This is a genomic window from Paenibacillus alba (assembly GCF_013204855.1).
Classification (GTDB): domain Bacteria; phylum Bacillota; class Bacilli; order Paenibacillales; family NBRC-103111; genus Paenibacillus_E; species Paenibacillus_E alba.
In genome coordinates, this window is the sequence record NZ_JABMKZ010000012.1 from 1 (window position 1) to 25,019 (window position 25,019).

Consider the following 25,019-nt stretch of genomic DNA (forward strand, 5'->3'; position numbering starts at 1 on the left):
AATGGGATTTAAATCCAAAAAATTCAGGGGGATCCCCCTGAATTCGTTCAGACAATAAACCTATTCATCGTCCCGATGAATAACCCTACAAGACCTATTACACAAACTTCTTGACGCTACCCGCTCATCCAGAAAAAGCCTTAAAAGCCTGCACAAATGCAGGAATTTAATAGTTGCGGCTCTTCCAAGAGCAAAAAAGATGCATAATTGCAGGAATAGAGCAAGCAACTGGAGCTAGAGCTTGAAGAAAGAGGAGGCTCATCAAGAAATTATCAGAACCCGTAACAAGCTATAGTGAAAAAGATCCGGACGCCATATTCCTCAAGTAGGTTTATCTACTTATGGGACAACCCCATTATTGTCGTTCACCACTTGCGCAGTCCGATGACAAAAGCCCCCAATGACACGAGTGAAGCTAATGTCCGCACATGATTCCACGGTACCCAGCTAGCCAAATATTGAGTCCAGAGTTTAGCTCCTTCTGAGCTGCCAGGTGTCACCGCGGCTAAGGTGTCGTTAAGCGGCACGTTGAATATAACGGTCACCAGGAAGACACCGACGAAATAAAGGATGCTGCCGGCGAGCAGATAGGCGGCGCTTGGTGTGCCCCATTTGAACAATGAATAAATCCCAATAATGATGCACAATAAGCTAGTTCCCATAAAGATCAAGCTAAACAACGGATTGAGTATGAGGATGTTGATGGATTGCATCGTGGCAATCCCTTGTTCGGCCGGAAGGCGAGAGAGAGCTGCCATCACGGAAGTCGAAAAGGCGAAAAACAATCCAGCCATTAAGCCGGAACCTAACGCGGAAGCAAAGATTAAGCCAAAGAGCAGGTTACCCATGATTTGCTGCCTCCCATTCGGAGCTATCCTACGATTTTCTCCAATTATTTACCTATCTCATATGTATAATAAATCCCTTATTTTGTAAAGTGATTTATAGCAGGAATTTGATTTAGGAGTCGTCCATCCCCTATAGTGAGGACAGGAGGTGTTCGCTTTGAAAATTATGATTTCAGCTTCAGAAGCTATGGAAAAAGGCGTTTGGAATGACATTCTTCGTCTATTCGGCAGAGACAAGGATGAGGACTTTTGGCCTAAGGAGGAATTCATTTTGACAGAGGAGCAAGCTCTCACCCTGAAGCTTATTAAAAAATAACGTGTTTAACGAGGAAAGGCACCCTTCCTAAGGGTGCTCTTTCATTTGTGCGAGGAGACATTAAAATCAACTTCCTCTATGAATTCAATAACCTCGCCATTGGGACTATAAATAAGCGCATTGTTTACGATGAGCGGTGGTTGTCCGAGAGAAAGCCGGCTTGGCTCTGCGCAAATTTTTGCCCCGTGAGCAAGGGCTTTATGGTACACTTCTTCTGCATCATCCACATAAAAGGCCAAATGCAATAATGCCCCATGAGCAATCTCTTCTTCAGATGCAGCTTTCTTTCCTTGAGCAGGGATGACAGCCTCACGGTCAAAGATTTCTATGCAGGTTCGCCGATCAGCAGAAACCAGCATACAGGCTTCTTTGATTTGAAAAGAAGGCAAACTCCAATGATGGCCTCTTGTAAACCCTAAAACTTCGGTATAAAACCGAATAGTTCCTTGATAATCATTCGCTTGTATCGCCACATGGGCAAGGCCTCTTACGCTCATCTCGAATCTCTCCTTGTACATAAGTTATTATTTTCATTATAGGTATTTGACTATAAGGAATACATATGAAAGATAAGGGTTTTATAGTAAAATAGTTAATTAAATAACTTATTTGAGCTGTAATATCTTATTTTATAAGTTGAATTTTGGAGGCGTTATATAGCTATGAATCATCAAATTGATGATATTGATAGAAAGATTATGAAATTACTTCAGCATAATGCGCGAATGCCTATCTCTCAGATCAGTAAAGAAATCGCGATGTCGCAGCCCTCTGTGAAAGAAAGGATATTAAAGCTAGAGGATAAAAAAATTATTTCCGGGTACAGCACTGTATTTAATCTGCGGGATCTGAATCGAGGCACGAGCACGTTTATTTTGATTAAAACCGAGCATTGCCAAGAGCTTGTTGACTTTTGCGAAGCGGCTAAGGAGGTCACTGATTTATTTCGCATTAGTGGGGAATTCAACTATCTGATCAAAGTACAAACGGCTTCCATTGAGGAAGTTGCCGAGTTTCAAGACTCGCTTGTAAAGATAGGCCCTTCCAAATCTCATATTTGTTTGAAAAATATTTTAGAAAACAGAATATTACTCTAAATGAATCCAGCATGTTTCTGCTAACATAGAAGTCATAGAATATCTGTTTATATCCGGCGCGGGGGCTAGCATCAATGAGCTACAATATGTATTTATCTGCACTTCTAATGGCAGCAACTTGCTGCTCACTCGCTATTTCATATCTTTGCTGGAAAAGAAGAGAGCTTCCCATTGCGATCAGCTATGGTTTGGGGATGCTAACCGGTGCCTTCTATACGTTTGGATATGCCTTCGAAATTGTCAGTACCTCCTTGGAACATATACGCTTCTGGCTGCGGATTGAATACATGGGTATACCTTTCGGGACAGTCTTATGGTTTATCATGGTCTTGCAATATACAGGACGCCAAGCGCTTGTTCGCAAATGGCTTGTTGCTGCGCTTATGATTGTACCTACCATTACGTTCGTTTCACATCATACGAATGAATTGCATCATCTCTTTTATAAAAGTATGACACTTAATTATTCAGAGGGATTCCCGCTAGTCACTTTGGTCAAAGGACCTTTATACAAGCTTCATGTCTATTATTCCTATTCTTTTTTTGTAGTAGGCATGGTTTTGATGATTCAAATGTTTATCAAAGAAAAGCTGCGAATGAAGAAACAAGTTGCTCTGATGATTATTGGCTCATGGGGACCATACGGCTTTACACTGGTTTATTTGAGCGGTGTTATCTATATGCCTATTGATATTTCACCGTTCGGATTTATTATCTCAGGCGTGTTTTATATGTGGGGCATTTATCAATTTAATATGCTGCGATTAGCTCCTTTGGCCTTGCAAAAGGTGTTTGCTTCCATGCAGGATGCGGTTATCGTGTTCGATTTGGATAATAGTCTGACTAGCTTTAATCAGTCTGCCAAGCGCGTTATTGCCGGAATCAACAGTAAGTGGATCGGACAGCCTGCGGTCCAAGTATTTAGCCAGTATCCCGTGCTGCTGGACAAGATAAAGCAAGGCCCCTTTATGGAAGGCAAGGTCCAACTTGCAGGCCATGCAGATGAGCAATTTTATAACGTCCATGTGTCCTTTATTAATGATAAAAACCAAAAACCTGTAGGCAAAATGCTTTTGTTAAGCGATGTAACAGACATGGTACGCTCCGAGATCACCCTGCTTGAGAATGCGAAACAGCTGCGGGAACTTAATACGTTTAAGGATAAAATGTTTAGTGTAGTGGCCCATGATATTCGTGATCCTTTGGCTGTGCTCGTCAATCTGATGGAGCTGATGGAAGAGGAAATGCAGACCTATGGGGAGGATCAGCAAGAAATTGTGAACGAAATGGGCCAGCAAATTCATAATACCTTTACCTTGGTAGAAAGCTTATTGGAATGGTTCCGGAGCCAGAGCGGAGGTATGATTTTCAAGCCAGTGGAAAGAGATTTGGCGCAAACCATTCAAATCAGTTTACGGTTATTGCTCGTCCGTAGTGAGAATAAGCAGATACAAATTATTTCCGAAATTCCCAAAGATACATTCGTTTATGCCGATAAAGAAATGCTTGATTTGATTGTTCGGAACCTGCTGTCCAATGCAATTAAATTTACAGATTTCGGAGGCATCATCCGATTAAAGGCAGAACACAGAGATCATAAAGTGGTCGTTTCAGTAAGCGATACAGGGGATGGAATCACTTCGGATCAAGCCAGTATGCTGCTGCAGGAGGACTACCCGGTTTCTTCAACGGGAACAGCCGGAGAGAAGGGGGTTGGATTAGGACTTACGTTATGCAGAGAGTTCGTTCACTTAAATGGGGGAGAAATCTGGTTTGACAGTACACCTGCGCAAGGAAGCACCTTCTATTTCTCTATCCCTACGCTTTCGGAAGCTTCATCTAAACAATCAGACAGCTTAATAGGGGGACGGGCATGAAGGTCATTTGTATTGATGATGAGAAAGCGATGCATTTAATTATGAAGCGTATGCTCTCCAAAGTGAAGGAGGTCGAAATTGTAGGCAGCTTCATGGATACGGCAGCAGCTTATTCTTATTTGATGAATCATGATGTGGACCTTATCTTTGTAGATATTAGCATGCCGAAGGAGAATGGACTGGAATTTGCCGAACGATTGCGGGAGAGCGGCAATGAAGTGAAGATCGTCTTTATAACCTCTCATAAGGAATATGCCTTGTTTGCCTTCGATGTCCATGCTTTCGACTATATTGTCAAACCCGTTGTGCAAGAAAGACTGCACAAAACGATGGAGAGAGCGATGGCCAAAAAACAACCAGCCCCCCTTGTACGGACGGAACGAGAGCCCATTTTCAAAGAAATTAAGTTCAATTGCTTAGGCGAAATTGATATTCAAAGTACACAAGGGATGCGGGCCAAGTGGAAATCAAGTAAAAGCATAGAGCTCTTTGGATATTTGCTGATTCAAAAAGAGAGGCTTGTCTCCCGTACGAGGCTCATTGACGATATGTTTGGCGACATGCCGCAGAAGAATGCGGAAATGTATTTAAATACGACAGTCTATAAGCTCCGCAAGGTGTTGGACGCCTTTGGCTTAAAGGAAATCTTGCATTCTGACAGCAATCATTATGCACTCAGCCTGAATCAAGTGAAGGTTGATCTTTTGAGATTTGAAGAAGGCTGTAGGCAATTGCCTGTGGTGGACGAGTCCAATTTGGAACAAGCCTTAGAGATTGAACAGCTGTATGCGGGCGACTTATTCGGAGATACTGCCTTTGCTTGGGCACTGAACGAAGTTGAACGCCTAGCGCTTCTGTATACCTCTTTTACCCAGCGCTTAAGTGCCGCCTTGTTAGAAAAAGGAGATACGCAGGTTGCCATCCGATTGCTCTCCAAGCTCATGACACGGAATGAACTGGATGAAGGTTCTTTCATATTGCTAATGAAGGCTTTGGCTCAGCAGGAGAATAAAGAGGCGTTGACTCGGCAATACATGCAATATGCAGGAAACTTGGATAAAGAAATGGGCTTAAAGCCATCTCGTGAGGCTGCTGAATTATATACGCAATTGCTTTCGGAGCTGTTTTGAAATAGAAGGAAAATAATAAATAGGGCCCCAGAATCATGGTGGCTCTTTTTGCTGTCGAAGTTTGTCATTTTCTGGTCATTGGGGTCAGGTATACTTGGTTTTAGAGGGAAGAAATAACAAACAACTATATTTAGGAGTGAGGAAATCAGATGGGAAGTAATCGTGGAATAAACAGGTCAGGATTTCTAGGTGTTTTATCAAAAATGATGGCGATTGTATTAGCCGTCATGACGGTTATCACAGTTTCACCTACAGGAAGTTATGCAACAATGCCTACGGCAATTACTTCGGCATCAGCAGTTGTAAGTAATAATAACACAACGGTAACAGTTACATTTAATACGTATGCGACTCCAACTACCGATTTAGTAGATTTAAAATCAAAGATCCAAATTGGGCGTTCCGGCGCCAACTCATTCGTTGATCTTTCGGCGGATAATGCCAATAACACGATTAGTATGGTAGATGGGACATTGTTCATTACTTTAGGCACTCCCTTAACAGGTATAACCAATGCCATTAATGTTAAAACAGGCTCCTTAATGAATAGAGATGGAATTGCCTCAAACACCGACGTGGTCGTCTCCAATATCTCCGCGCGTGATATTACTGCGCCTGCATTCATTGGTTCGACTTCTGGTAATCAAGGCAGAAACGTAGATTTGAATTTTGATGAAGATCTCTTTATTAATGCCCCAGACGACTCCAACAATGACCAAATTCAAACATTCTTAAAAAGTAATTTGAGTGTTTCAACAGATGGCGTGAATTTCTCTCCTTTCTTAGAAACAGGTATAGCACGTAAAAATAATTCAAGAGTCATTCATTTAGAATATCCTAATAACATGAAGATTATTTTAGGTGCCAACACGATTGTCAAAATTGCTAGTGGCACTATAAGAGATGCAGAAGGTAATATCAACCAAGAAATGAAGCTACCGGTTAGCCCTCCAGTCATTCAAAGTACAGAAGTTAGTAGTGACAATCATAAAGTAACGATTACCTTTGATAAGGATATTTATGAGAACACAAATGGATCCAATTTGAAAGGCCGTATTTATTTATATAAAGGCGACAGCTCAAATGGTAAAGGATTAGTTGCTACGGATACAGTATCCATCACTAGTAATAAACTAATTATTGATTTTACAGAGGCTCTCACAGGTGCAAGCAATCAAATTTCGATAGGTGGAAATACGATTAGAGATTCTTATGGAAATACACAAGGTGACGATAGATTAACGGCTGTATTCCAAGCGAATGCTGGGGGTGTAGACCCTAACCCGAAAGATACTACAATGCCTAAATTTTTATATGCTACTTTTCCGAATTTTCAAGATTTAACGCTTGTTTTCGATGAAGATGTCTTCAATGCTAAAAATGATATTCCTGATTTTTTAAAAAATGTCCAGTGGTATGAAAATGGTTGGTTTTACACTCTTCCTGCTAATACAACGGTAACGTTCTCGGACCATAAGGCACTCATTCATTTTGCAGTTCCATTGACAGGGTCTCAATTCTATTTTAGTTTTTATCCCGGTCATTTTAAAGATGCTTCAGGTAACATATTAACTGGATATGCTGAAACCAACTGGTTTTATACAGTTACACCAAATTTAGCTCTTCGCGAAAGTTACTTTTCACAAGAAGGTCGTTGGTTAAGTTTAGCGTTTAAGCAAAATAATGTAGATATTAATCTAGTGGATCAAACGATTGTGGGCGGAATAAGTCAATTACATGGAAAAATTACAATTTCATTAGATAATGGCTTAACTTACACAGATTTGAATCCGCAAGATATTGTTTCTGTTCAAGGTAATAAAATAAATATCTTCTTTCACAATGCGATAAAGCAAGGCTCTATCAAAGTCAAAGTTGAAGAGAAGGTGGTTAGCAATCAATATGATACGTATCGCAATGAAGCATTAGATGAACTGATTGCCTCTAGAACTCCTGAAATTACAGGTTATTTATTAAGCAATATAGCAAGTGAGTTTGTATTTACAGATAATGATGCATGGAGAACCAAAGTTAGAGCAGTTAATGTATTCGATGAAAAAGTGGAAACGTATAGAGAATTGACTAGTTCTGAGTATTCCCTTTCGGCAGGTAAACTTACTATTGCCAAAGGTGTTTTCCAAGAGGGGCAATCCTATCAAGTTTATATTGATGCCGATGGTTACAGCACCCAATATTTTGGGGGCTACGCCTATAAGTCATCTGAAATATTCTATATGACTGCACCGGCAGTCACTGCAGAAAACGGAATTACTGCAAAGATTAATTTAGTAAATAATGCTAATAAAAATAGTAGCAATGGGAACCAAACGGTTATTTTTGAGTTATTTAACGGAGCAAGTCCAGTAAGTATTGTTGCGTCTAATTTAAAAATCGGTACAGGAACATACTCAGCTAACTTTAATGTTGCGGATGCCGGGACGAATACGAATTATACCGTAAAAGCATTTGTCGTTAGCCAGTACAGCAATAGTTCAACCAATATCGGATTAAATCTAGCAACAGTAAAAACGCAGTTTGAGCTAGATCAAGCCTTGCTTAACGGGAATAACAACAATAATAATGAAGAAGATTGATTTTTAGAAAAAAATGGTTAAATCGAAAGTGAGGAACGCAAAAGTGAAAATACGCAAGTTAAGTATTCTTTTAATTTTAACGCTTTGTTTATCACTCCTGCCGGCTGCCGTATTCGCAACTAGTGCAGCAGCAGTGACATTGAATACAATATCAGCTATTCAGCCTGGCGGTTCTGTTACCGTTTCGGGGACATCAACACTGGATGAAGTGATTATTCAAGTGATTCGGCCAGCGAATAGTACGGTGTTCTACGATATTGTTAAGGTAAAAGACGGACAGTTTTCTAGCTCATTCACACTAGCCAGCAATGAAACAGCTGGGACATACGCGGTTACTGCTGGACAAGCAGACTCTGTTGCAACGCGGGAATTAGTGGTTAAGGCTCCAACACCAGTAACCCCACCACAAACTGGCGGAGGCGGTGGTGGAGGTGGAGGCGTCCCAGCCGCCAACACAGTCACCCCAGCCAACGTGGAAATCAGCCCAAGCGCAATCACTTCTAACAAAGTGACAGGCCCAGATGGCAAAGTGACAACGTTGGTCTCTATTGACAACAAGTTTCTGAGCGATGCTTTTGTTCAACTTAAAGATCAAGGCAAGACAGATCAAACGCCTGTCATTGCTATTAAAGTAGGCAATATCGACGCAAATAGTACTACCAATGTTTCCCTTCCAGTATCTGTCCTTCTGGAAGGATTGAAGAACTCCAATGCCGTAATTCGCATTTATTCCGATAAGGAATCGTACTCCCTGCCTTTGACTGTGCTGAATTTCGATGAAATTGCTCGTTCATTAGGTACGGACAGCTCGAAAGTAACCCTTCACTTGAATATCTCGGTTGCAAGCACCGATCTTGAGAAGCAAATCCAAGAAAGTGCCGGCAAAAAAGGAGCGACCAGCCTTGGACACTCGGTTGATTTCAGCATCGTCGCTGAAGGGAATGGTCAAACGAAAGAGTTGAAGGACTTCGGGACGAACTATGTGAATCGCAGTATCGGCTTATCGGAAACTGTAGATCCAAGAACGTCCACTGGTGTTCTGTATGATCCAACTAGCCATGATATTTCCTTCGTTCCAAGTGTATTCGGAGATAATGCCGCTGGCAAGCAACAAGTGACGATTAAACGAAATGGCAATAGTATCTATGGGGTTGTTTCATCCACCAAAACCTTTGATGATATCCAAGGACATTGGGCCAAATCTGATATCGAGCTATTAGCTTCCAAGTTGGTCGTTAGCGGTGCAACTGATAAAGATTTTGCACCCGACCATGCGATCACGCGTGCTGAGTTTGCATCCTTGCTCATACGTGCGTTGGCTTTGAGTGCTGATGCATCCGCAGCTTCCTTCAAGGACGTCCAAGCTACAGATTGGTACGCTGGATCCATTGGTGCTGCTGTGAAAAGCAAGCTGGTGAGCGGCTATGAAGACGGTACGTTCAAACCTAATGCGCAAATTACACGTGAACAAATGGCTGTCATGGTAGCCAAGGCGCTAAGCGCTGCAGGCCTGACTGTTGATAGCTCAGATGAGCTATTGAACAAGTTTACGGATAACTCGCAAATCAGCGATTGGGCGAAAGCTTCTGTTGCTCAATCCGTCAAAGCTGGTATTATCTCGGGTATGACAGATACTACGTTCGTAGCTTCCGCCAATGCTAGTCGTGCTCAAGCTGTTGTTATGCTGAAGCGATTGTTGCAATACGCTAAATTTATTAACTAAATGTTGGGTAATTAATTAACCCAAATGGGGAAGTCCTTAAGATCAATTTGATCTTAGAGACTTCCCCTCTTTTTTATGCAACTTATAAAAAAATGACCGAACAGCCGTGAGGCAATTCAGTCACAATGACTTATAATCAACTATGGTTGGTGCCAGCCAATCAAAGGCCGGAATATTTCGCAATAGGCCGAAGCTAATGGTTGCTATCAACATGACAGTCATTATAATATGGCTAGTCCGTGACATTCCTTGCTTATTCGCCATCAGAAAAGTTAGATACAAAGGAAGAAGTACGAACACCAAGGGATTATATCGAAATGCCTGATAGAAATCCCATTTTAACAAAGAAAGAGCAACCCTCGTAATTCCGCATCCCGGACAATACAGCCCTGTCACCGCATGAAATATACAAGGAACCTCGATATGTATCACCGGTATTCCTATCTCAAGATATAATAGCCCCCCAACGAGAAGGAAGGAACCCCAAACAAGTTTGGAATTCCTTACGGTACTAAGTTTATACCAGTTTATTAACATCCGATTGTACCAATGCATAGGTTACGATGCTTAATCCGAAGAAGTTAAGCACAAGATAAAGAACGGAATTATCAGTTACCAGATAGCCGCGTTGATGTTGCACTTCTGCGATTTGTTTACCGACTTGATAAGCCCAGACGAAGCTCCAAATACCGCAAGTGACTAATGTCAGCAGGAAATGCTTGCCCCCAGTAAACGATGAGTCTCCACTTAGCTTGCCGACATCGTTGGTTAGAACAATAAACCAGTAAATTGCATAAATGCCACAAGTAATTAAGGATAAAACAATGGCCAGCCCTAAGCTTCTTTGCATAATCATTACACATACACCTCTGATGCTTTATTTATTTATAGGCATCTATGACGCCGTAAAATCAATCTTACACTTTGCATAAAACTAGGTTGTCATTGAATTTCGTCAGGAAATGGCAAAAAACGACATTCTAAGTATATAAAAATAGTAATAGCAATACAAGATGTATTCATAGATATCTGCATAATTTTGTTCCCCAAAAAAACTTTGTCATTCGACCAAGATTGTGACAGAATACAAGCAGATAAGAAACCTACAGATATCATTGAATGGAGAAATGAAATTATGACAGAGTTACCCAATTGCCCTAAATGTAGTTCCGCCTACACCTACGAAGACGGGAATTTATTGATTTGCCCGGAATGTGCTCACGAGTGGTCGTTGGCCTCAAATACGGATCATAAGGAAGAGACCAAAGTGGTCAAGGATGCCAATGGAAATATCCTTAACGACGGCGATTCGGTAACAGTCATCAAGGATCTGAAAGTCAAAGGGAGCTCCTCCGTTTTAAAAATAGGGACAAAGGTAAAAAACATTCGTTTAGTGGATGGCGATCACGATATTGATTGTAAAATTGATGGTTTTGGAGAAATGAAGCTGAAATCGGAGTTTGTTAAAAAGGTGTAAGGCATTCTCGGGATACTGAGGTTCCCGCTGCACGAAGAAAGGGCTGTTCTCAAGTAGATTTATCTACTCGGAACAGCCCTTATTTGCATGCCCAAGGAGGCTCAGCTTAGTAGAACACCTTAGAGTGAAGCACATCCAGCGCACGCTCAATGGCTTCCCGCTCTTCTTCCGTGGCCGCTTGGACCCGTTCCAAGAAGCGGGCTTCGACAATTTGGAAGGCGTTGTTCATCATCGCTTGTCCTTCGGGAGATAGCCGAATATAATGCTTGCGTTGATCGTTCGGGTCGATTGTCTTTTCGCATAGCTTTTTTTCGGTTAGTTTTTTCAATTCGCGGCTCGTATTGGGCATGGACATATGCTGACAATCGCTAATTTGACTAAGGGTAACCGGCTGACTAACCGCAAGATACTCTAGGATGCCGTATTGAACAGGAGTAATCGTATCCGGTTTAACATCTTTTGTAAAATCATGCTTGACTTGAAGAACGCCAGCGGTAAAGAGCACAAGTTTATGGAAAAATGCTTTATTGTCCAAAGAGACCACCTCATATTGATCATACTCAATACATTATCAAAAAACAATTATCATTTGACAACAAAATGAAGTCGTGATACGATTTTATTATCAAATGATAAGTAAGAGGTGGCTCGATGAAAACATTAATTATTTATACCCATCCTAATCATCAAAGTTTAAGCTTTGCCTTTTTGCAGAAAGTCATTCAAGGCAGTACGGAGAATCCCGAAATATCGGAGATCAAGGTGCTCGATTTGTATGAGGAGGGATTTGATCCGATCCTTGTTTTCAATAAGGAGAAACGCAGAAGGGATATGCACGCTGACCCGAAGCTGGAGAAATATCGGCATCAACTTCTATGGGCTGAGAAAATTGTGCTTATTTATCCGATTTGGTGGGGACGTCCTCCGGCTATGCTGTTGGGGTATATTGATCACATGTTTGCTTCAGATTTCGCTTACCGGGATAAGGGAGGTTTATTGCCGGAAGGTCTTCTAAAGGGTAGGTCAGTCGTGTGCATTTCAAGCATGAAAGGGCCTGCCTTGTACCCGCTGTTCTGGCTGCATAATGCGCACAAAGTTTTGATGAAGAAAGCATTATTTCAATACGTGGGGATCAACAAGGTGAAGTTTTTTGAATTCGGGAATATGGAGAGTCCGAAGGGGAAGCAGGAGCAGAAATTAAACCGAATTTATCGGTATTTCAGAAGTTTGTCATCCTAATGCACGCATGCTATGGTTAAGGTATTCGTAACGGAGGTGGATGTATGAGAGCGCTATTCATTGGGGGAACAGGGACGATTAGTTCGGCGATTACCAAGCAGCTGTTAGAGCAGGGATGCGAGTTATATTTGTTGAATCGAGGTACACGCAATGAGGCTTTGCCCGTCGGTGCCAAGATCCTTCAGGCAGACATTAATGACGAGAGCAAAGTAGCTAGTTTGATTGCAGATTTAACGTTTGATGTGGTGGCTGATTTCATCGCATTCGAACCTGCCCAATTGGAACGAGATTATCGTTTATTCAAGGATAAAACGAAGCAATTCCTGTTTATTAGCTCGGCTTCAGCCTACCAAACGCCATTATCTGACTACCGGATTACCGAGGGAACGCCTTTATCTAATCCTTACTGGGGGTATTCCAGAAATAAAATTGCCTGTGAAGAGTACTTGATCAAGCAGTACCGGGAACATGGCTTCCCGATTACGATTGTAAGACCAAGTCACACGTATGATGAGCGCTCCATTCCACTAGGCGTCCATGGAAGCAAAGGTTCCTGGCAGGTTGCTAAGCGTATGTTGGAGAATAAGCCGGTTATTATCCATGGGGATGGGACTTCGCTGTGGACGATGACGCATAATTCGGATTTTGCCAAAGGCTTTATTGGGCTAATGGGCAATCTGCATGCGATTGGCGAATCTATTCATATCACGTCCGATGAAACGTTGACCTGGAACCAAATTTATGAAGCCATTGCCGCTGCGCTTGGCGTGAAGCTGCAAGCCGTTCATGTATCCTCGGAATTCCTGGATGCCTGCAGCAAAGAGGATTTCAGAGGCGGCTTGTTGGGGGATAAAGCAAACTCCGTCGTATTCGACAATGCCAAGCTGAAAAGGCTGGTTCCTGAATTCGTCGCAACAACGCGATTCGACCAAGGAATCAAGCAAACCGTCGCTAACCTGCTTGCCCACCCTGAGCTGCAAAAAGAGGATCACGAATTTGATCAGTGGTGTGATCAAGTGATTCAGGTTCTGGATGCCGCTATTCAGCAAATGAACGCTGCGCGGATCTGATCGACGAAGAAGATGAAAATTGACCGCTTGCTGGCAATGACGGTGCTGCTGTTGAATCGCGGGCGTGTCAGTGCCAAAGAATTGGCTGACCGTTTTGAAGTTTCGACGAAGACGATTTATCGGGATATGGAGACTTTGAATCAATCGGGCATTCCGATTGTGGCCCATCAGGGCATCTCCGGCGGATTTGAAATCATGGAACCTTACACCATGGCTCGGCAATTCTTAACGCTCAGTGAAATTGAGGCGATCGTCGCGGCGGTCAAAGGGATACATACAGCCGTGGATGACCGCGTGTTCGGCACCCTGCTGGATAAGGTAAAGGCGCTGCTCAGTCGAGTAGATCGGCTTCAAATGGAGCAGCAGGGAGCGGGCATTGTTTTCGATTTCAATCCGTGGGGGCAAGGACCCGCTGCGCGGGATAAAGTGAACAGCCTGAGACAGGCGATTGAGCATACAAGCAAGGTTAGCTTCAAGTACTTGAATATGAACGGTACGGAGAGCGAGAGAGTCGTCGAGCCTGCCGCTTTAATTTTAAAAGGATACCTATGGTATTTGCAGGCTTATTGCACGCTTCGAAGTGAATTTCGAGTGTTTCGATTATCGCGTATACAGGAGCTGCGGGTGTTGGAGCAATCCTTTGTAAGGAAACAAGCCCCTTCGTTAGAGGGCTACGCCTGGGAGTCGAATTGGTCGAATGCGAATTTGCAAGAGATGACATTTCTATTCGATTCGAAAGTTCGGCACCGCGTTGGAGATACTTTCGATCCGCAGCAAGTTACCGTACAGGAGGATGGTTCTTTGCAGGTAAAAGGACCCTTCACCGAAGATGAATGGCTGTACGGCATGCTGCTGAGTTACGGCGAACATGTCAAAGTCGAAGAACCGATCCACGTAGCTGAAGAAATGGTGAATCGGGCACAAAAAATTATGGAGCGGTATAAGAAACTGGACAGATAGGTGTCCACTTTCTCCCTGTATACTAATGATAAATACAAGGAGATGAGGACGAAGCTATGCATACATATATAACGGAGCAACCAGCAATAACCTTAACAGGTGTTCATGTACGAACCACCAACGCAGAGGAAGCGGGTCCGAATCGGCGGCTGCCACAGCTGTGGGAAACCTACTTTCAAAGCCAAATCACGACGCAAGCCCCGACTATTAATTCTCATCTGATCTATTCGCTTTATACAGATTATGAAAGTGATGCTGCAGGCGCATATACGACTCTGATCGGGCACGAAGTGGCCGGTGATACGTCGCAAGATGAAGGCAAGTTCCATACTGTTCAAGTGCCAGCGAGTAAATTCATGGTATTTACGACAGAAAAGGGCCCTGTCTATGAAGTAGTCGCACAGGCGTGGGGAAATATTTGGGCATATTTCAAGGAATCAGAGGAAGTAAGGGCGTATACGGGAGATTACGAGTTGTATGACGCCAGAAATTCCGATCCTGCGCAGACGCAGATACAGATCTTCATTGCAATTAAATAAATAGAAAAAATAGAGGCTGTCCCATAAGCCGAATTTAGTAGGTAAGCATCGATAGATGATGGGATTGATTACTCTATAATTGCATGTGGGATGAAGGGGCTTCCAGATCAGAGCAGATCAGTTCACCCGAGTGTAAAAGCCTGCGAAAATACAGGAATTTCCGGGCGAATTCGGCTGAAAAAGACAAAAATGCCTGCAATTGTGCAGGCATTTTTGTCTTTTTCAGCCGCTCATCCAGAAAAAGCCTCAAAAGCCTGCACAAATGCAGGAATTTAATCGTTGCGGCTATTCCAAGAGCAAAAAAGATGCATAATTGCAGGTTTAGAGAAGGCAACTGGAGCTAGAGCTCAGAGAAAGAGGAGGCTCATCAAGAAATTATCAGAACCCGTAACAGCTAAGTAGATCCGGACAGCAATAGTCATACGCATGAAAGAAGATCACACGCAGAACGGCCAGTTTATGTCAGGTTATAATGTACAAATTCGAGCTGTTGGTAATCGAAAAGTAAAAGTAAGTTTGTAATAGGCACGATTGAGCCTCTCCGAATCCCAATCAAAAAAGCTGTCCCTCAAGTAGGTTTATCTACTTATGGGACAGCCTCTTTTTATTCTTACAGCTTGCAACTCCTAATAGCCATCCGTACGCTGTCCCGACTGATCGGCAAGCTTCGCGCCAGCTCTGGCAGAGTCGGAGCTGATGTGCTTGCCGTCAACTTGCGCTTGCGCCAAGCCTTCGGCAACACGGCGCCCATAATCCGGGTCGGCCAGCGTGAAATGCTCAATCATCTTCTTTTGGATGATGGGATTGCTAATTTTCAACGCATCGACTAGATTGGCTATCAATTCGTCACGTTCCCAATCTTCAAACTTCCGGTACGTATCTCCCGCTTGCTTGAAATATTCGTACGGCTGATTTTCTCGCGAACCAGCTTGGCATTGTAGGCAGGCTGATGCTCCTTGCCGGAAGGAACCGCTTCTTTCAAGCCGCCTAGCGAGGACGGCTCGTAATTGACGTGCGGGTTCTGCCCCGGTGCACGGTCTACGACGAACGCCATTTGCCCATCGCGCTGATTCGTAGCTACATGCGTTTTGGGCGCGTTGATTGGCAATTGCAGATAGTTCGTTCCTACACGATGCCTTTGCGTATCGGAGTAGGAGAAGGTGCGTCCCTGCAGCAGCTTGTCATCCGAAAAGTCCAAGCCATCGACGAGCACGCCTGTGCCAAAAGCAGCCTGCTCCACTTCAGCGAAGTAATTCTCGGGATTTTGGTTCAGCACCATTTTCCCTACAGGCAAGAAAGGAAACTGTTCATGGTCCCATAGCTTAGTCGGATCCAGCGGGTCGAAGTCCAGCTCAGGATGCTCATCGTCACTGATGATTTGCACGCATAGCTCCCACTCGGGATAGTCGCCACTGGCAATAGCCTCATACAGGTCCTGCGTCGCGTGGCTCGTGTTCTTCGCTTGAATCGCTTCCGCTTCTTGTTGGGTCAGGTTCTTAATCGCTTGGCGGATAGGCTCCCAGTGATATTTGACCAGCACAGCAGCTCCTTCTTTGTTCACCCATTTGTAGGTGTTCACACCAGAGCCCTGCATCTGCCGGTAATTCGCTGGGATGCCCCATGGGGAGAAGAGAAAGGTGATCATGTGCGTGGCTTCCGGGCTGTTGGAGACAAAGTCGAACATTCTCTCCGGGTTCTGCAAGTTCGTAACGGGATCTGGCTTAAAGGCGTGAACCATGTCAGGAAATTTCAGCGGATCGCGGATGAAGAAGATTTTCAAGTTATTTCCGACCAAATCCCAGTTTCCATCTTCCGTATAAAACTTAGTGGCGAAGCCTCGAGGGTCCCGCAGTGTTTCGGGAGAGTGGCCGCCATGAACAACGGTAGAGAAGCGGACAAAGACCGGCGTGCGTTTGCCCTGTTCCTGAAACAGCTTCGCTCGCGTATAGGTGGAAACAGGTTCATTTCCTACTTTCCCGTAAGCTTCGAAATAGCCATGTGCTCCAGCGCCGCGGGCATGTACAACCCGTTCGGGAATCCGCTCCCGATCAAAATGCGATATTTTCTCGATATAATGATAATTTTCCAGTGTCGATGGACCGCTGTTGCCTATTGTTCGGATGTTTTGATTATCGGATATCGGGTGGCCTTGTCGATTGGTTAGGGTCATATCTTGGCTTTGTTCTTTGTCCATGGCGTACTGTATTCATCCTTTCGCAATTTGCTTCTAGTACTTTTTGCCATTCGAGGACAAAATATGCGGAATTGAGAAAGACGCCATTCCTTTCGTCAGAAAGAAATAGCGTCTTCGCTCTCTATCATTTTAGAAATCAAAATTGTCTGGATCTGGGCCGACCCTTTGATCTTGGTTTAACCCATCGATATGAGCCATATCTGTCTCGGTTAAAGCAAAATCAAACACGGAAGCATTTTCGATAATGCGATGTTCCTTGGTGGACTTCGGAATGGTGACGACACCGTTCTGCAGATCCCAACGAAGAATAACCTGAGCAACGGATTTGCCATGTTTAGCAGCAATTTCTTTCAACACCGCATTGTCCATCAACTGACCTTGCATCAAAGGGGACCACGCCTCGAATTGAATGCCTGTCTCCTTGCAGAACTGCAGCAGCGGCTTCTGAGATAAAAGCGGATGATATTCAACCTGGTTCACCATAGGCTTAATTTCAGCACCCTCGATAACGTCCTCCAAGTGATGAATTTGAAAATTGCTAACACCGATCGCCTTTACTCGTCCTTCTTTATATAAGGTTTCCAGAGCTCTCCAAGCCTCTTTATATTTCCCTTTTACAGGCCAATGGATCAGATACAAATCTAGGTAATCCAGACCGAGCTTGCTGAGACTAGCCTCATAAGCGGCAATTGTTGCTTCATACCCCAGATCAGCATTCCATACCTTTGAAGTCACGAAGAGGTCCGCTCTGGACAGCTTTGTTTCCTCAAGTGCTTCACGAATGCCTTGCCCTACGCTAGTCTCATTGTTATAAATAGCGGCCGTATCGATACTGCGGTAACCGTGACGAATAGCCGACTTGACCGCATCCACCAACTCAGCGCCTTCCTCTACTTTAAATACGCCAAGGCCGAACCATGGCATTTTAACTCCGTTGTGCAGGGTAGTTGTGTCTTGTAAATGTGTTGTCATCATAAAATCCTCCTTAGAATGTTATACGGTAGATTTCTCTTTTTTCTCTAAAATACGCGCCCAGCCGGACAAAATAACGGCCAAAAGAACCATTAAAGCGCCCACCCATGCTGTATGAATAAGTCCGATGGAGTCTGTGACTATACCGCCCAGGTAGGCTCCAAGAGCAATACCTGCGTTAAATGCGGCGATGTTGAAGGCCGAAGCGACGTCTTTGGCTTTGGGTGCGAAGCGTTCAGCCAGCATCACGACATACACTTGCAAGCCGGGAACGTTCATAAAGGCTAACAGGCCCATTAACAAAATGGTGATTAATCCCGCTATTTTGAACGGTGCTGTAAATGTTAAGACGAACAGCACGATAGCTTGCAGAGCAAACATGTAGAATAAAGCTTTGATTGGGTTGCGATTTGCTGCTTTCCCGCCAATAATATTGCCAATGGCAATGGCGATTCCGTAGACGAGAAGAATGATGGCAACTGTTTTTTCCTTGAATCCGGTTATGTCGTGAAGTAACGGGGATAAATAAGTAAAGACAACAAAGGTTCCCCCGTACCCAATGGCCGTAATGGAAAAAGCAAGCAGCAGGCGTCCGTTGGTAATTAATTTAAGCTGATCGCGAAATGGCGTTCTGACCCCTTTTTGCAAGCTGGACGGCACCAATATCATATTGGCTATTAGAGCCAGAATACCGATAGCTATGATTAAAATAAAAGCCATTCTCCACCCGAATTGTTGGCCGATCAAAGTTCCAAGAGGAACTCCAGTCACAGTAGCCACGGTGAGTCCGGAGAACATAATCGCAATCGCGCTGGCTCTGCGGTTCTCAGGCACAATATCCGCCGCGATGGTGGACCCAATCGACATGAATACGCCGTGGGACAGCGAGGAAATGATACGCGCCACCAGCAGTAGGACAATCCCGTGTGAAGCGGCAGCAAGGCTGTTCCCTGCGATGAAAATGAGCATAATCCAGAACAGTAAAGTTTTGCGCGAGACCCGAGAAGTCATCGAGGTCAGAATCGGCGCGCCGAACATGACGCCCAGCGCATATAAAGTAACCGTTAGTCCTGCGGTTGTTACAGATATTTGTAAGTCATCAGCAATAAGAGGCAGCAGCCCTACACTAATGAACTCTGTTGTCCCGATGGCAAATGCGCTGATGGCTAACGCAAGGAGTGCTAGTGTGCTTCTTTTTTGATCTAATAACATTTGCGTTACCCCCATTGTGTGGAATTACCGGCCGGCAAATGTTATTATGAACTATTCATATGTTCATGAACAGTACGCACTTTTTAGTGCTATAGGTACCAAAAAGTAATGTACTAGCGAAAGTTCTTCATAGGGGAGGGAAACTCATGACGAAAAAGAAATATAATATTTCCGTGGAAGCCACACTCGAAGTGATCGGCGGGAAATGGAAGTGTGTGATCCTCTGCCATTTGACGCATGGCAAAAGGCGTACCAGTGATTTAAAACGTATTATGCCCGGGATTACGCAAAAAATGTTGACCCAGCAGCTGAGAGAGCTAGAACAAGATGGGATTGTAAATCGGATTAGCTATAATCAAGTTCCGCCCAAAGTGGAATATGAGCTCAGCGAATACGGCGGCAGTCTGAAGTCCATTCTGGATTCCCTGTGCGCTTGGGGGGAAAGACATATTATCAAAGAATATGGGGATAAATTCGCTGTATTAGAAGAAAATGAATTGAATCCTAGAGAAGCTGAGCTTGTCAGTATAGAGTAATGAACAGGGCTGTCCTAAGAGTAGATGAGTCTACTTGAGGACAGCTTTCGTCATCCCTTCGTCATCCCGATATTGGCGGGGCTTGATTATGCCTAAGCTGGGCAGCTTGCTTCAGAGTCAGGTTCGGTACGTATATTTCGGGATAATTCCTGCAAATATGCATCCTTTTGGCCTTGGAATTAACGGAAATGATGAAAAGCCTGCGATTATGCATCTTTTTGAAACTATTATTCGATTTTAGGATGAAAAAGCTTGAAAAGCCTGCATAATCGCAGGCTTTCTGTTATTTTCACGCGATTTGATCGCAAAAGCCTGCACTTATGCAGGCTTTTCATAATCGGCAGCGGTGGACGATGCCTAAGTGGTGTAGCATTCGCCGCACATGGCTACTTTTATCTGACGAAAAGGCCGATTGTCACAGCGTTTGACCGCTGTCCACGGTAATCATCTGCCCCGTCATTGCTTCCTGCTCCAAGGCTGCACAAATAAAAGCAGAGATGTCTTCAGGTGTGGAAATACGTTGTAAGAGAAGATTAGGCGCTAACTTCTTCATCTGTTCTTCCCGGCCGGTCCACCATCTTGTAGAGACAGCCCCCGGTACCACGCAGTTGACGCGTATATCCGGTGCCAAAGCGCGGGCCAGCGACTTCGTCAAACCGTGAACAGCGGCTTTGGATACCGCATAGGGAAGCGACGAGCCAAGTCCCGTCTGACCTGCGATGCTGCCGAGATTCACGATCGCGCCTTGCTGGTTCTTTTTCATGAAAGGAGCAACAGCTCGCGCGCAGAAATACATCCCTTTTACATTCACATCAAAAAGTTCATCCCACACCTCCTCGGTTGCGGCCTCCAGATCATCGAAGGGAATGTGCCGCGTGATACTGGCGTTATTCACAAGCAAGTCGATGGTCCCGAAGCGCTGGACGACGGAAGCGGCCATCTCCCTAACCTGCGCGTCTTGCGAAACATCGGCTTGAATGGCCATTGCTTGGCCGCCTCGCTTGCTAATCATTTGCACAGTTTCTTCCGCCTCATCTTGAGAGCGCGAATAGTTAACGGCTACCGCGACCCCTCGTTCTGCCAGTGCCAAGCAGGTTGCTCGGCCAATTCCTGTACCTCCGCCTGTAACAAGGGCTACCTTATTAGCCAAATGCATGATCAGTCAACTCCTTTGCGGTTTCGTATACAAATCATTGTAAAGGGCTCATTGTAATTTGTATAATTGAATGAATTGATGATCATGTTCAAAATATTTGAATGAAGAGATGGGGATCGGATGGATTTTAAAACATTAAAAACGTTCCAGACCATTGTAAAATACGGCAGTTTTATCCGCGCGGCGGAGGAAATGAATTATGTACAATCGACAGTGACCATGCAAATGCAAAAGCTGGAAGCCGAATTAGGTATTCTGCTGATTGAGCGCGGCAAAAAATTCCGCCTTACCGAAGCGGGCCGGCTGTTCCACGAACAAAGCCTGCAAATCGTTAAGCATATGGATCAATTGCAAACCAATTTATCCGATCTGCAAATGGGCGATGCCGGGGATATTCGCTTAGGGGTGACGGAGCCCACGGCGAGTTATCGCTTGCCTGCTATTCTGGGCAGCTTTCTGTCCGAGTATCCGAAGATTCGGATCTCAGTGGAGATTGGCAATACACCGACCTTGGCTGAGCGGCTGCATAGAGGAGAAATTGATTTGGCGCTTTGTTCTGCACCTGATTGGAGCTTGGAGCTTTATTTTGAGCCGTTATTTAAAGAATCATTTGTGGTCTTGATGCCCGAAAACCATGAGCTTGCGCAACAACCGCTCATCACACCGGAGCATCTTCGAGGGCATCGGCTGCTGATAACGGCCGCAACCTGTCCTTACCGCAGAAAGCTGGAGAGGGTGCTGCAGGAAACAGGAAGCCATCCGTTAGATACAATGGAAATTGGCAGCATGACGGCTTTGCAATTTTATGTAGAAAGCGGGCTCGGTATTGCGCTTGTACCGGAAATTACACTGAGACCAGTTCTCGCGGGAACGACGGTTCGGACATTGAGCGGCGATCTGATTGACATGACCTTCGGCATTCTCTCCCAGCCGTCGGAATATCCGCTCTCGCAGGCTTCGTTGAAGCTATATCAAGCCCTGAAACAAGAGCTTTCGACAGGGTAACACACACAAAGGTATCTATAAAACTGTTAAATTTATCAATTCTATTTTGAGCACATATGATATAATAATAGACAAATAATAGCATTTTTCGACGAGGAATCGAGAACTACAGGAGGGGAATTGTGAGAATAGCAAAATGGTTGTTTTTTAGTTTGACGATAATTGTAGTAATGATTGTTTTTCCCTGGAATGCTCAGGCGAACGATGACTCAAATGCAGATTTGAGAAGTATTTATCAAGAAGCGGGGGCTTTGTCACCAGATTTTTCGCCTTCCGTAACGGAGTATACAGTAAGAATGAGCAGTTCTGTTTCAGGATATTATACGGCTGCAATACCTTTAAACCCGGGTACAAAGATGGAATACTCCATGAATAGTGAAAGTAGTTGGGTATCGATCTCTGACAATGTTTCAACAGGGTTTCTTCCAACGAATCGCGGGAATAATACATTTCAAATTAAAGTAACGTCAAAAGATTTAACAACGACCAAAACGTATAAGATCCATGTTTATTATCCGCAAGTTGATGACGCTAGTTTGGCAGATTTATATGTGAACGGAACAACTATAAGCCCAGCCTTTCAAGCGAATAAGTATACGTATTCAGCAAGCGTACCTTATGCAACGAGCAGTATCTCGTTGACGGGTGTGCTGACTGATCCGGCAGCCTCCTTCACGATTAACGGAGATGCTGCAAGTAATGGTACAGCATCTGGCCAAATCCCTTTGAACGTGGGAAACAACACGATTACGGTTAAAACCAAATCTAGTAACTTGGCTGTGGAGATGACATATACGATCACAGTTACTCGTCAACTGAATACGGAGGCCAGATTAAGCAGTCTGGAGGTATCCCCAGGCAGCTTTGAACAGCCTTTCTCCAACGATAATCTGAACTATACGATGGCTGATCTAGACAATGCGACATCCGCTTTAAGAGTGACGCCAACGTTACCAGATGCAGCAGCAGGAGCCAGTGTCCGTATAAATGTTAATAATGGCGAGTTTAAGCGGCTATCAAGTGGTGAAGGGACAGATATCCCGCTGCAAGTCGGAGTTAATTTGATTAAGGTAGAAGTCACAGCCGAGGAAGCAAGTATTAAGAAGACGTATACGATTACAGTAAATCGTCAAGCAAATAAGGAAGCCGGCTTAAAAAGTCTGGCCGTATCCCCAGGCAGCCTTGAACAGCTCTTCTCCAGCGATAATCTGAATTATACGATGGCTGATGTAGACAACGCGACATCCTCTTTAAGAGTGAAGCCAACGTTATTAGAGACAGCAGCAGGAGCTAGTGTCCGTATAAATGTTAATAATGACGAGTTTAGGCAACTATCAAGTGGTGAAGGGATCGATATCCCGCTGCAAGTCGGAGTTAATTTGATTAAGGTAGAAGTCAAAGCTCAGGAAGCCAGTATTAAGAAGACGTATACGATCACAGTAAATCGTAAGTCTAATACGGAGGCTAGATTAAAAAGTCTGGAGGTATCCCCAGGCAGCCTTGAACAGTCCTTCTCCAGCGATAATCTGAACTATACGATGGCTGATGTAGCCAATGCGACATCCTCTTTAAGAGTGAAGCCAACGTTATTAGAGACAGCAACAGGAGCTAGTGTCCGTATAAATGTCAATAATGGCGAGTATATGCCGCTATCAAGTGGTGAAGGGATCGATATCCCGCTGCAAGTTGGAGTTAATTTGATTAAGGTAGAAGTAACAGCCGAGGAAGCCAGTATTAAGAAGACGTATACGATCACAGTAAATCGTAAGTCTAATACGGAGGCTAGATTAAAAAGTCTGGAGGTATCCCCAGGCAGCTTTGAACAGTCCTTCTCCAGCGATAATCTGAACTATACGATGGCTGATGTAGACAATGCGACATCCTCTTTAAGAGTGAAGCCAACGTTATTAGAGACAGCAGCAGGAGCTAGTGTCCGTATAAATGTTAATAATGGCGAGTTTAGGCAACTATCAAGTGGTGAAGGGATCGATATCCCGCTGCAAGTTGGAGTTAATTTGATTAAGGTAGAAGTCACAGCCGAGGAAGCCAGCAACATCAAGGAGTATAAGATCACCGCGGTTCGCAAACCAAATAGTGATCCGACTACTTTGGAGCTGCTGGAAATTAAGATGATAGGTGCACAAGCCACACTTAACTTCTCAGCGCCATTACTGCAATCCGTCACGGATGTGACGTACTACACAGTCTACAATACAACGACCGAAACCCCGCTGACTGTTACGGGGATCGTCTACAGCACTGGCTCCTCTCAGGTGATTTTATCCTTCAACCAGCTGCCTAGGCCAACGGATAAGCTGGAATTCAAGATCCAAGCAGGCGCGGTGACAAGTATAGCGGGACAAAGTAATGTGGCTGCAACTAAGACCATCGACTACGGTACACCCCTAGAGCAGATGGAATATCGACTGCACCAATTGGATACGGACGGAAACGGAATTCACATCAACGAAATTGTAGCGTACTTGAACGAACCCTACGGAAAAAATGATCTTAACGAAGATGGTCAGTTCAACCAAGACGATGTGCAAATTTTGCTGAATCTGATTGCCCCGATGTTTATTCACGGCATATAGAACGATAAAAGACCGGAAGGCAAATGCCTAAACTGGTCTTTTTTCACATTGATAGAAAAGGGGATGAAGTGAAAGCTGGTTTCATTGGATTAATTCCAATGAAATCTAGTTTTGAGAGTCAGAAAGAAGATTTCAGTGGATAAACTCCAATGCATAATCTAAAAAGCAGGCATTTAGGAGGTTTAATGGATTTAAACTGGATATTTCCATTGTATTATTTCCAATGAAAGCCAGCTCTCTGCTTTTTGAAGGACGTTTTCATTGGACAAACTCCAATGAGAAGAACAACTGCCAGTTTCCACGAGGTTCAGTAGCTGGCGATTATCGACAGCGGGCTTTGCTCCGCAGACCGCACAGCGGAGGAAGTTACCTTGCTACTCCACCTTGCTGCTCCAATTGTAGCGGGATCAGGTCATGACCCTCAGCTCCCCCAATATATTGATGTCCTGCGAAGTATGATGCAAAAGCTCTCCCTATAAG

22 protein-coding genes and 1 pseudogene are annotated in these 25,019 nt (G+C 44.2%); 14 read left to right on the forward strand and 9 right to left on the reverse strand.

Annotated features, from left to right (window positions below; genetic code table 11):
• Nucleotides 1-365 precede the first annotated feature (365 nt).
• Entirely contained in the window at nucleotides 366-848 is a 483-nt protein-coding gene (locus tag HQN90_RS16475; protein ID WP_173220612.1) for an anthrone oxygenase family protein, read from the reverse strand.
• 157 nt (nucleotides 849-1,005) lie between these two features.
• On the opposite strand from HQN90_RS16475, the gene HQN90_RS16480 reads away from it, so the two are divergent.
• Complete coding sequence (locus HQN90_RS16480) at nucleotides 1,006-1,164, forward strand: hypothetical protein (protein WP_173220614.1); 159 nt, start codon at nucleotides 1,006-1,008, stop codon at nucleotides 1,162-1,164.
• A 41-nt stretch (nucleotides 1,165-1,205) separates the two neighbouring features.
• Here the strand turns inward: HQN90_RS16480 and HQN90_RS16485 are convergent, their stop codons facing one another.
• On the reverse strand, nucleotides 1,206-1,661 hold the full coding sequence (locus HQN90_RS16485; RefSeq protein ID WP_173220616.1) for a VOC family protein: 456 nt from the start codon (nucleotides 1,659-1,661) through the stop codon (nucleotides 1,206-1,208).
• Between the two features lie 165 nt (nucleotides 1,662-1,826).
• On the opposite strand from HQN90_RS16485, the gene HQN90_RS16490 reads away from it, so the two are divergent.
• From HQN90_RS16490 to HQN90_RS16510, 5 genes are all read left to right on the forward strand, one after another.
• On the forward strand, nucleotides 1,827-2,261 hold the full coding sequence (locus HQN90_RS16490) for an Lrp/AsnC family transcriptional regulator (protein WP_173220618.1): 435 nt from the start codon (nucleotides 1,827-1,829) through the stop codon (nucleotides 2,259-2,261).
• A 74-nt stretch (nucleotides 2,262-2,335) separates the two neighbouring features.
• A complete protein-coding gene (locus HQN90_RS16495) occupies nucleotides 2,336-4,138 on the forward strand; it encodes a sensor histidine kinase (protein ID WP_173220620.1) in 1,803 nt (600 codons plus the stop codon).
• A complete protein-coding gene (locus tag HQN90_RS16500) occupies nucleotides 4,135-5,268 on the forward strand; it encodes a response regulator (protein WP_173220622.1) in 1,134 nt (377 codons plus the stop codon). The genes HQN90_RS16495 and HQN90_RS16500 overlap by 4 nt, the downstream gene beginning before the upstream one ends.
• Before the next feature lie 149 nt (nucleotides 5,269-5,417).
• The gene (locus tag HQN90_RS16505) at nucleotides 5,418-7,862 is read left to right on the forward strand and encodes a hemoblobin-interacting domain-containing protein (RefSeq protein ID WP_173220624.1); all 2,445 of its coding nucleotides are present in this window, start codon (nucleotides 5,418-5,420) and stop codon (nucleotides 7,860-7,862) included.
• A 43-nt stretch (nucleotides 7,863-7,905) separates the two neighbouring features.
• The gene (locus HQN90_RS16510) at nucleotides 7,906-9,585 is read left to right on the forward strand and encodes an S-layer homology domain-containing protein (RefSeq protein ID WP_173220626.1); all 1,680 of its coding nucleotides are present in this window, start codon (nucleotides 7,906-7,908) and stop codon (nucleotides 9,583-9,585) included.
• A gap of 120 nt (nucleotides 9,586-9,705) precedes the next feature.
• Here HQN90_RS16510 and HQN90_RS16515 read toward each other — a convergent pair whose 3' ends face one another.
• Nucleotides 9,706-10,140, reverse strand: coding sequence for a DUF2752 domain-containing protein (locus HQN90_RS16515; protein ID WP_338042336.1), 435 nt, complete (start codon nucleotides 10,138-10,140; stop codon nucleotides 9,706-9,708).
• On the reverse strand, nucleotides 10,103-10,441 hold the full coding sequence (locus HQN90_RS16520; RefSeq protein ID WP_173220630.1) for a DUF4234 domain-containing protein: 339 nt from the start codon (nucleotides 10,439-10,441) through the stop codon (nucleotides 10,103-10,105). The genes HQN90_RS16515 and HQN90_RS16520 overlap by 38 nt, the downstream gene beginning before the upstream one ends.
• A 279-nt stretch (nucleotides 10,442-10,720) precedes the next feature.
• On the opposite strand from HQN90_RS16520, the gene HQN90_RS16525 reads away from it, so the two are divergent.
• Nucleotides 10,721-11,062 (forward strand): zinc ribbon domain-containing protein YjdM, encoded by a 342-nt coding sequence (locus tag HQN90_RS16525; protein ID WP_173220632.1) that lies wholly within the window; start codon nucleotides 10,721-10,723, stop codon nucleotides 11,060-11,062.
• A gap of 106 nt (nucleotides 11,063-11,168) precedes the next feature.
• On the opposite strand, the gene HQN90_RS16530 is transcribed toward HQN90_RS16525, so the two are convergent.
• A complete protein-coding gene (locus tag HQN90_RS16530) occupies nucleotides 11,169-11,597 on the reverse strand; it encodes a MarR family winged helix-turn-helix transcriptional regulator (protein WP_173220634.1) in 429 nt (142 codons plus the stop codon).
• A 116-nt stretch (nucleotides 11,598-11,713) separates the two neighbouring features.
• Here HQN90_RS16530 and HQN90_RS16535 point away from each other — a divergent pair, with 116 nt between their 5' ends.
• Genes HQN90_RS16535 through HQN90_RS16550 form a run of 4 tightly spaced genes read left to right on the forward strand, consistent with a single transcriptional unit; the run spans nucleotide 11,714 to nucleotide 14,870 of the window.
• The gene (locus HQN90_RS16535; RefSeq protein ID WP_173220635.1) at nucleotides 11,714-12,301 is read left to right on the forward strand and encodes an NAD(P)H-dependent oxidoreductase; all 588 of its coding nucleotides are present in this window, start codon (nucleotides 11,714-11,716) and stop codon (nucleotides 12,299-12,301) included.
• A gap of 44 nt (nucleotides 12,302-12,345) precedes the next feature.
• Nucleotides 12,346-13,371: an SDR family oxidoreductase gene (locus HQN90_RS16540; RefSeq protein WP_173220637.1), complete on the forward strand. Its 1,026-nt coding sequence runs from the start codon at nucleotides 12,346-12,348 to the stop codon at nucleotides 13,369-13,371.
• Between the two features lie 12 nt (nucleotides 13,372-13,383).
• Nucleotides 13,384-14,331, forward strand: a complete 948-nt coding sequence (locus tag HQN90_RS16545) for a helix-turn-helix transcriptional regulator (RefSeq protein ID WP_173220639.1) — start codon at nucleotides 13,384-13,386, stop codon at nucleotides 14,329-14,331.
• A 56-nt stretch (nucleotides 14,332-14,387) separates the two neighbouring features.
• The gene (locus HQN90_RS16550) at nucleotides 14,388-14,870 is read left to right on the forward strand and encodes a GyrI-like domain-containing protein (protein ID WP_173220641.1); all 483 of its coding nucleotides are present in this window, start codon (nucleotides 14,388-14,390) and stop codon (nucleotides 14,868-14,870) included.
• Between the two features lie 626 nt (nucleotides 14,871-15,496).
• On the opposite strand, the pseudogene HQN90_RS16555 reads toward HQN90_RS16550, so the two are convergent.
• From HQN90_RS16555 to HQN90_RS16565, 3 genes and pseudogenes are all read right to left on the reverse strand, one after another.
• Nucleotides 15,497-17,058 (reverse strand): annotated as a pseudogene (locus HQN90_RS16555) (catalase); the annotation flags it as partial.
• 135 nt (nucleotides 17,059-17,193) lie between these two features.
• Nucleotides 17,194-18,036: an aldo/keto reductase gene (locus HQN90_RS16560; protein ID WP_173220892.1), complete on the reverse strand. Its 843-nt coding sequence runs from the start codon at nucleotides 18,034-18,036 to the stop codon at nucleotides 17,194-17,196.
• A gap of 21 nt (nucleotides 18,037-18,057) precedes the next feature.
• The gene (locus HQN90_RS16565) at nucleotides 18,058-19,248 is read right to left on the reverse strand and encodes an MFS transporter (protein ID WP_173220643.1); all 1,191 of its coding nucleotides are present in this window, start codon (nucleotides 19,246-19,248) and stop codon (nucleotides 18,058-18,060) included.
• 146 nt (nucleotides 19,249-19,394) lie between these two features.
• On the opposite strand from HQN90_RS16565, the gene HQN90_RS16570 reads away from it, so the two are divergent.
• Entirely contained in the window at nucleotides 19,395-19,784 is a 390-nt protein-coding gene (locus tag HQN90_RS16570) for a winged helix-turn-helix transcriptional regulator (RefSeq protein ID WP_173220646.1), read from the forward strand.
• A gap of 415 nt (nucleotides 19,785-20,199) precedes the next feature.
• Here the strand turns inward: HQN90_RS16570 and HQN90_RS16575 are convergent, their stop codons facing one another.
• Complete coding sequence (locus HQN90_RS16575; protein WP_173220648.1) at nucleotides 20,200-20,940, reverse strand: SDR family NAD(P)-dependent oxidoreductase; 741 nt, start codon at nucleotides 20,938-20,940, stop codon at nucleotides 20,200-20,202.
• Between the two features lie 120 nt (nucleotides 20,941-21,060).
• On the opposite strand from HQN90_RS16575, the gene HQN90_RS16580 reads away from it, so the two are divergent.
• Nucleotides 21,061-21,945: a LysR family transcriptional regulator gene (locus HQN90_RS16580; RefSeq protein WP_173220650.1), complete on the forward strand. Its 885-nt coding sequence runs from the start codon at nucleotides 21,061-21,063 to the stop codon at nucleotides 21,943-21,945.
• A gap of 122 nt (nucleotides 21,946-22,067) precedes the next feature.
• Nucleotides 22,068-24,539 carry a cadherin-like beta sandwich domain-containing protein gene (locus HQN90_RS16585; RefSeq protein ID WP_173220652.1) on the forward strand — a complete coding sequence of 824 codons (2,472 nt, stop codon included), beginning with the start codon at nucleotides 22,068-22,070 and terminating at the stop codon, nucleotides 24,537-24,539.
• The last annotated feature ends 480 nt before the right edge of the window (nucleotides 24,540-25,019 follow it).

Coding starts and splice junctions, on each gene's coding strand:
- HQN90_RS16550 (WP_173220641.1), top strand. CDS start 14,388: ATGCATACATATATAACGGAGCAACCAGCAATAACCTTAACAGGTGTT.
- HQN90_RS16540 (WP_173220637.1), top strand. CDS start 12,346: ATGAGAGCGCTATTCATTGGGGGAACAGGGACGATTAGTTCGGCGATT.
- HQN90_RS16580 (WP_173220650.1), top strand. CDS start 21,061: ATGGATTTTAAAACATTAAAAACGTTCCAGACCATTGTAAAATACGGC.
- HQN90_RS16520 (WP_173220630.1), bottom strand. CDS start 10,441: ATGATTATGCAAAGAAGCTTAGGGCTGGCCATTGTTTTATCCTTAATT.
- HQN90_RS16560 (WP_173220892.1), bottom strand. CDS start 18,036: ATGACAACACATTTACAAGACACAACTACCCTGCACAACGGAGTTAAA.
- HQN90_RS16475 (WP_173220612.1), bottom strand. CDS start 848: ATGGGTAACCTGCTCTTTGGCTTAATCTTTGCTTCCGCGTTAGGTTCC.
- HQN90_RS16565 (WP_173220643.1), bottom strand. CDS start 19,248: ATGTTATTAGATCAAAAAAGAAGCACACTAGCACTCCTTGCGTTAGCC.
- HQN90_RS16570 (WP_173220646.1), top strand. CDS start 19,395: ATGACGAAAAAGAAATATAATATTTCCGTGGAAGCCACACTCGAAGTG.
- HQN90_RS16575 (WP_173220648.1), bottom strand. CDS start 20,940: ATGCATTTGGCTAATAAGGTAGCCCTTGTTACAGGCGGAGGTACAGGA.
- HQN90_RS16545 (WP_173220639.1), top strand. CDS start 13,384: ATGAAAATTGACCGCTTGCTGGCAATGACGGTGCTGCTGTTGAATCGC.
- HQN90_RS16485 (WP_173220616.1), bottom strand. CDS start 1,661: ATGAGCGTAAGAGGCCTTGCCCATGTGGCGATACAAGCGAATGATTAT.
- HQN90_RS16495 (WP_173220620.1), top strand. CDS start 2,336: ATGAGCTACAATATGTATTTATCTGCACTTCTAATGGCAGCAACTTGC.
- HQN90_RS16525 (WP_173220632.1), top strand. CDS start 10,721: ATGACAGAGTTACCCAATTGCCCTAAATGTAGTTCCGCCTACACCTAC.
- HQN90_RS16515 (WP_338042336.1), bottom strand. CDS start 10,140: ATGCATTGGTACAATCGGATGTTAATAAACTGGTATAAACTTAGTACC.
- HQN90_RS16535 (WP_173220635.1), top strand. CDS start 11,714: ATGAAAACATTAATTATTTATACCCATCCTAATCATCAAAGTTTAAGC.
- HQN90_RS16505 (WP_173220624.1), top strand. CDS start 5,418: ATGGGAAGTAATCGTGGAATAAACAGGTCAGGATTTCTAGGTGTTTTA.
- HQN90_RS16500 (WP_173220622.1), top strand. CDS start 4,135: ATGAAGGTCATTTGTATTGATGATGAGAAAGCGATGCATTTAATTATG.
- HQN90_RS16490 (WP_173220618.1), top strand. CDS start 1,827: ATGAATCATCAAATTGATGATATTGATAGAAAGATTATGAAATTACTT.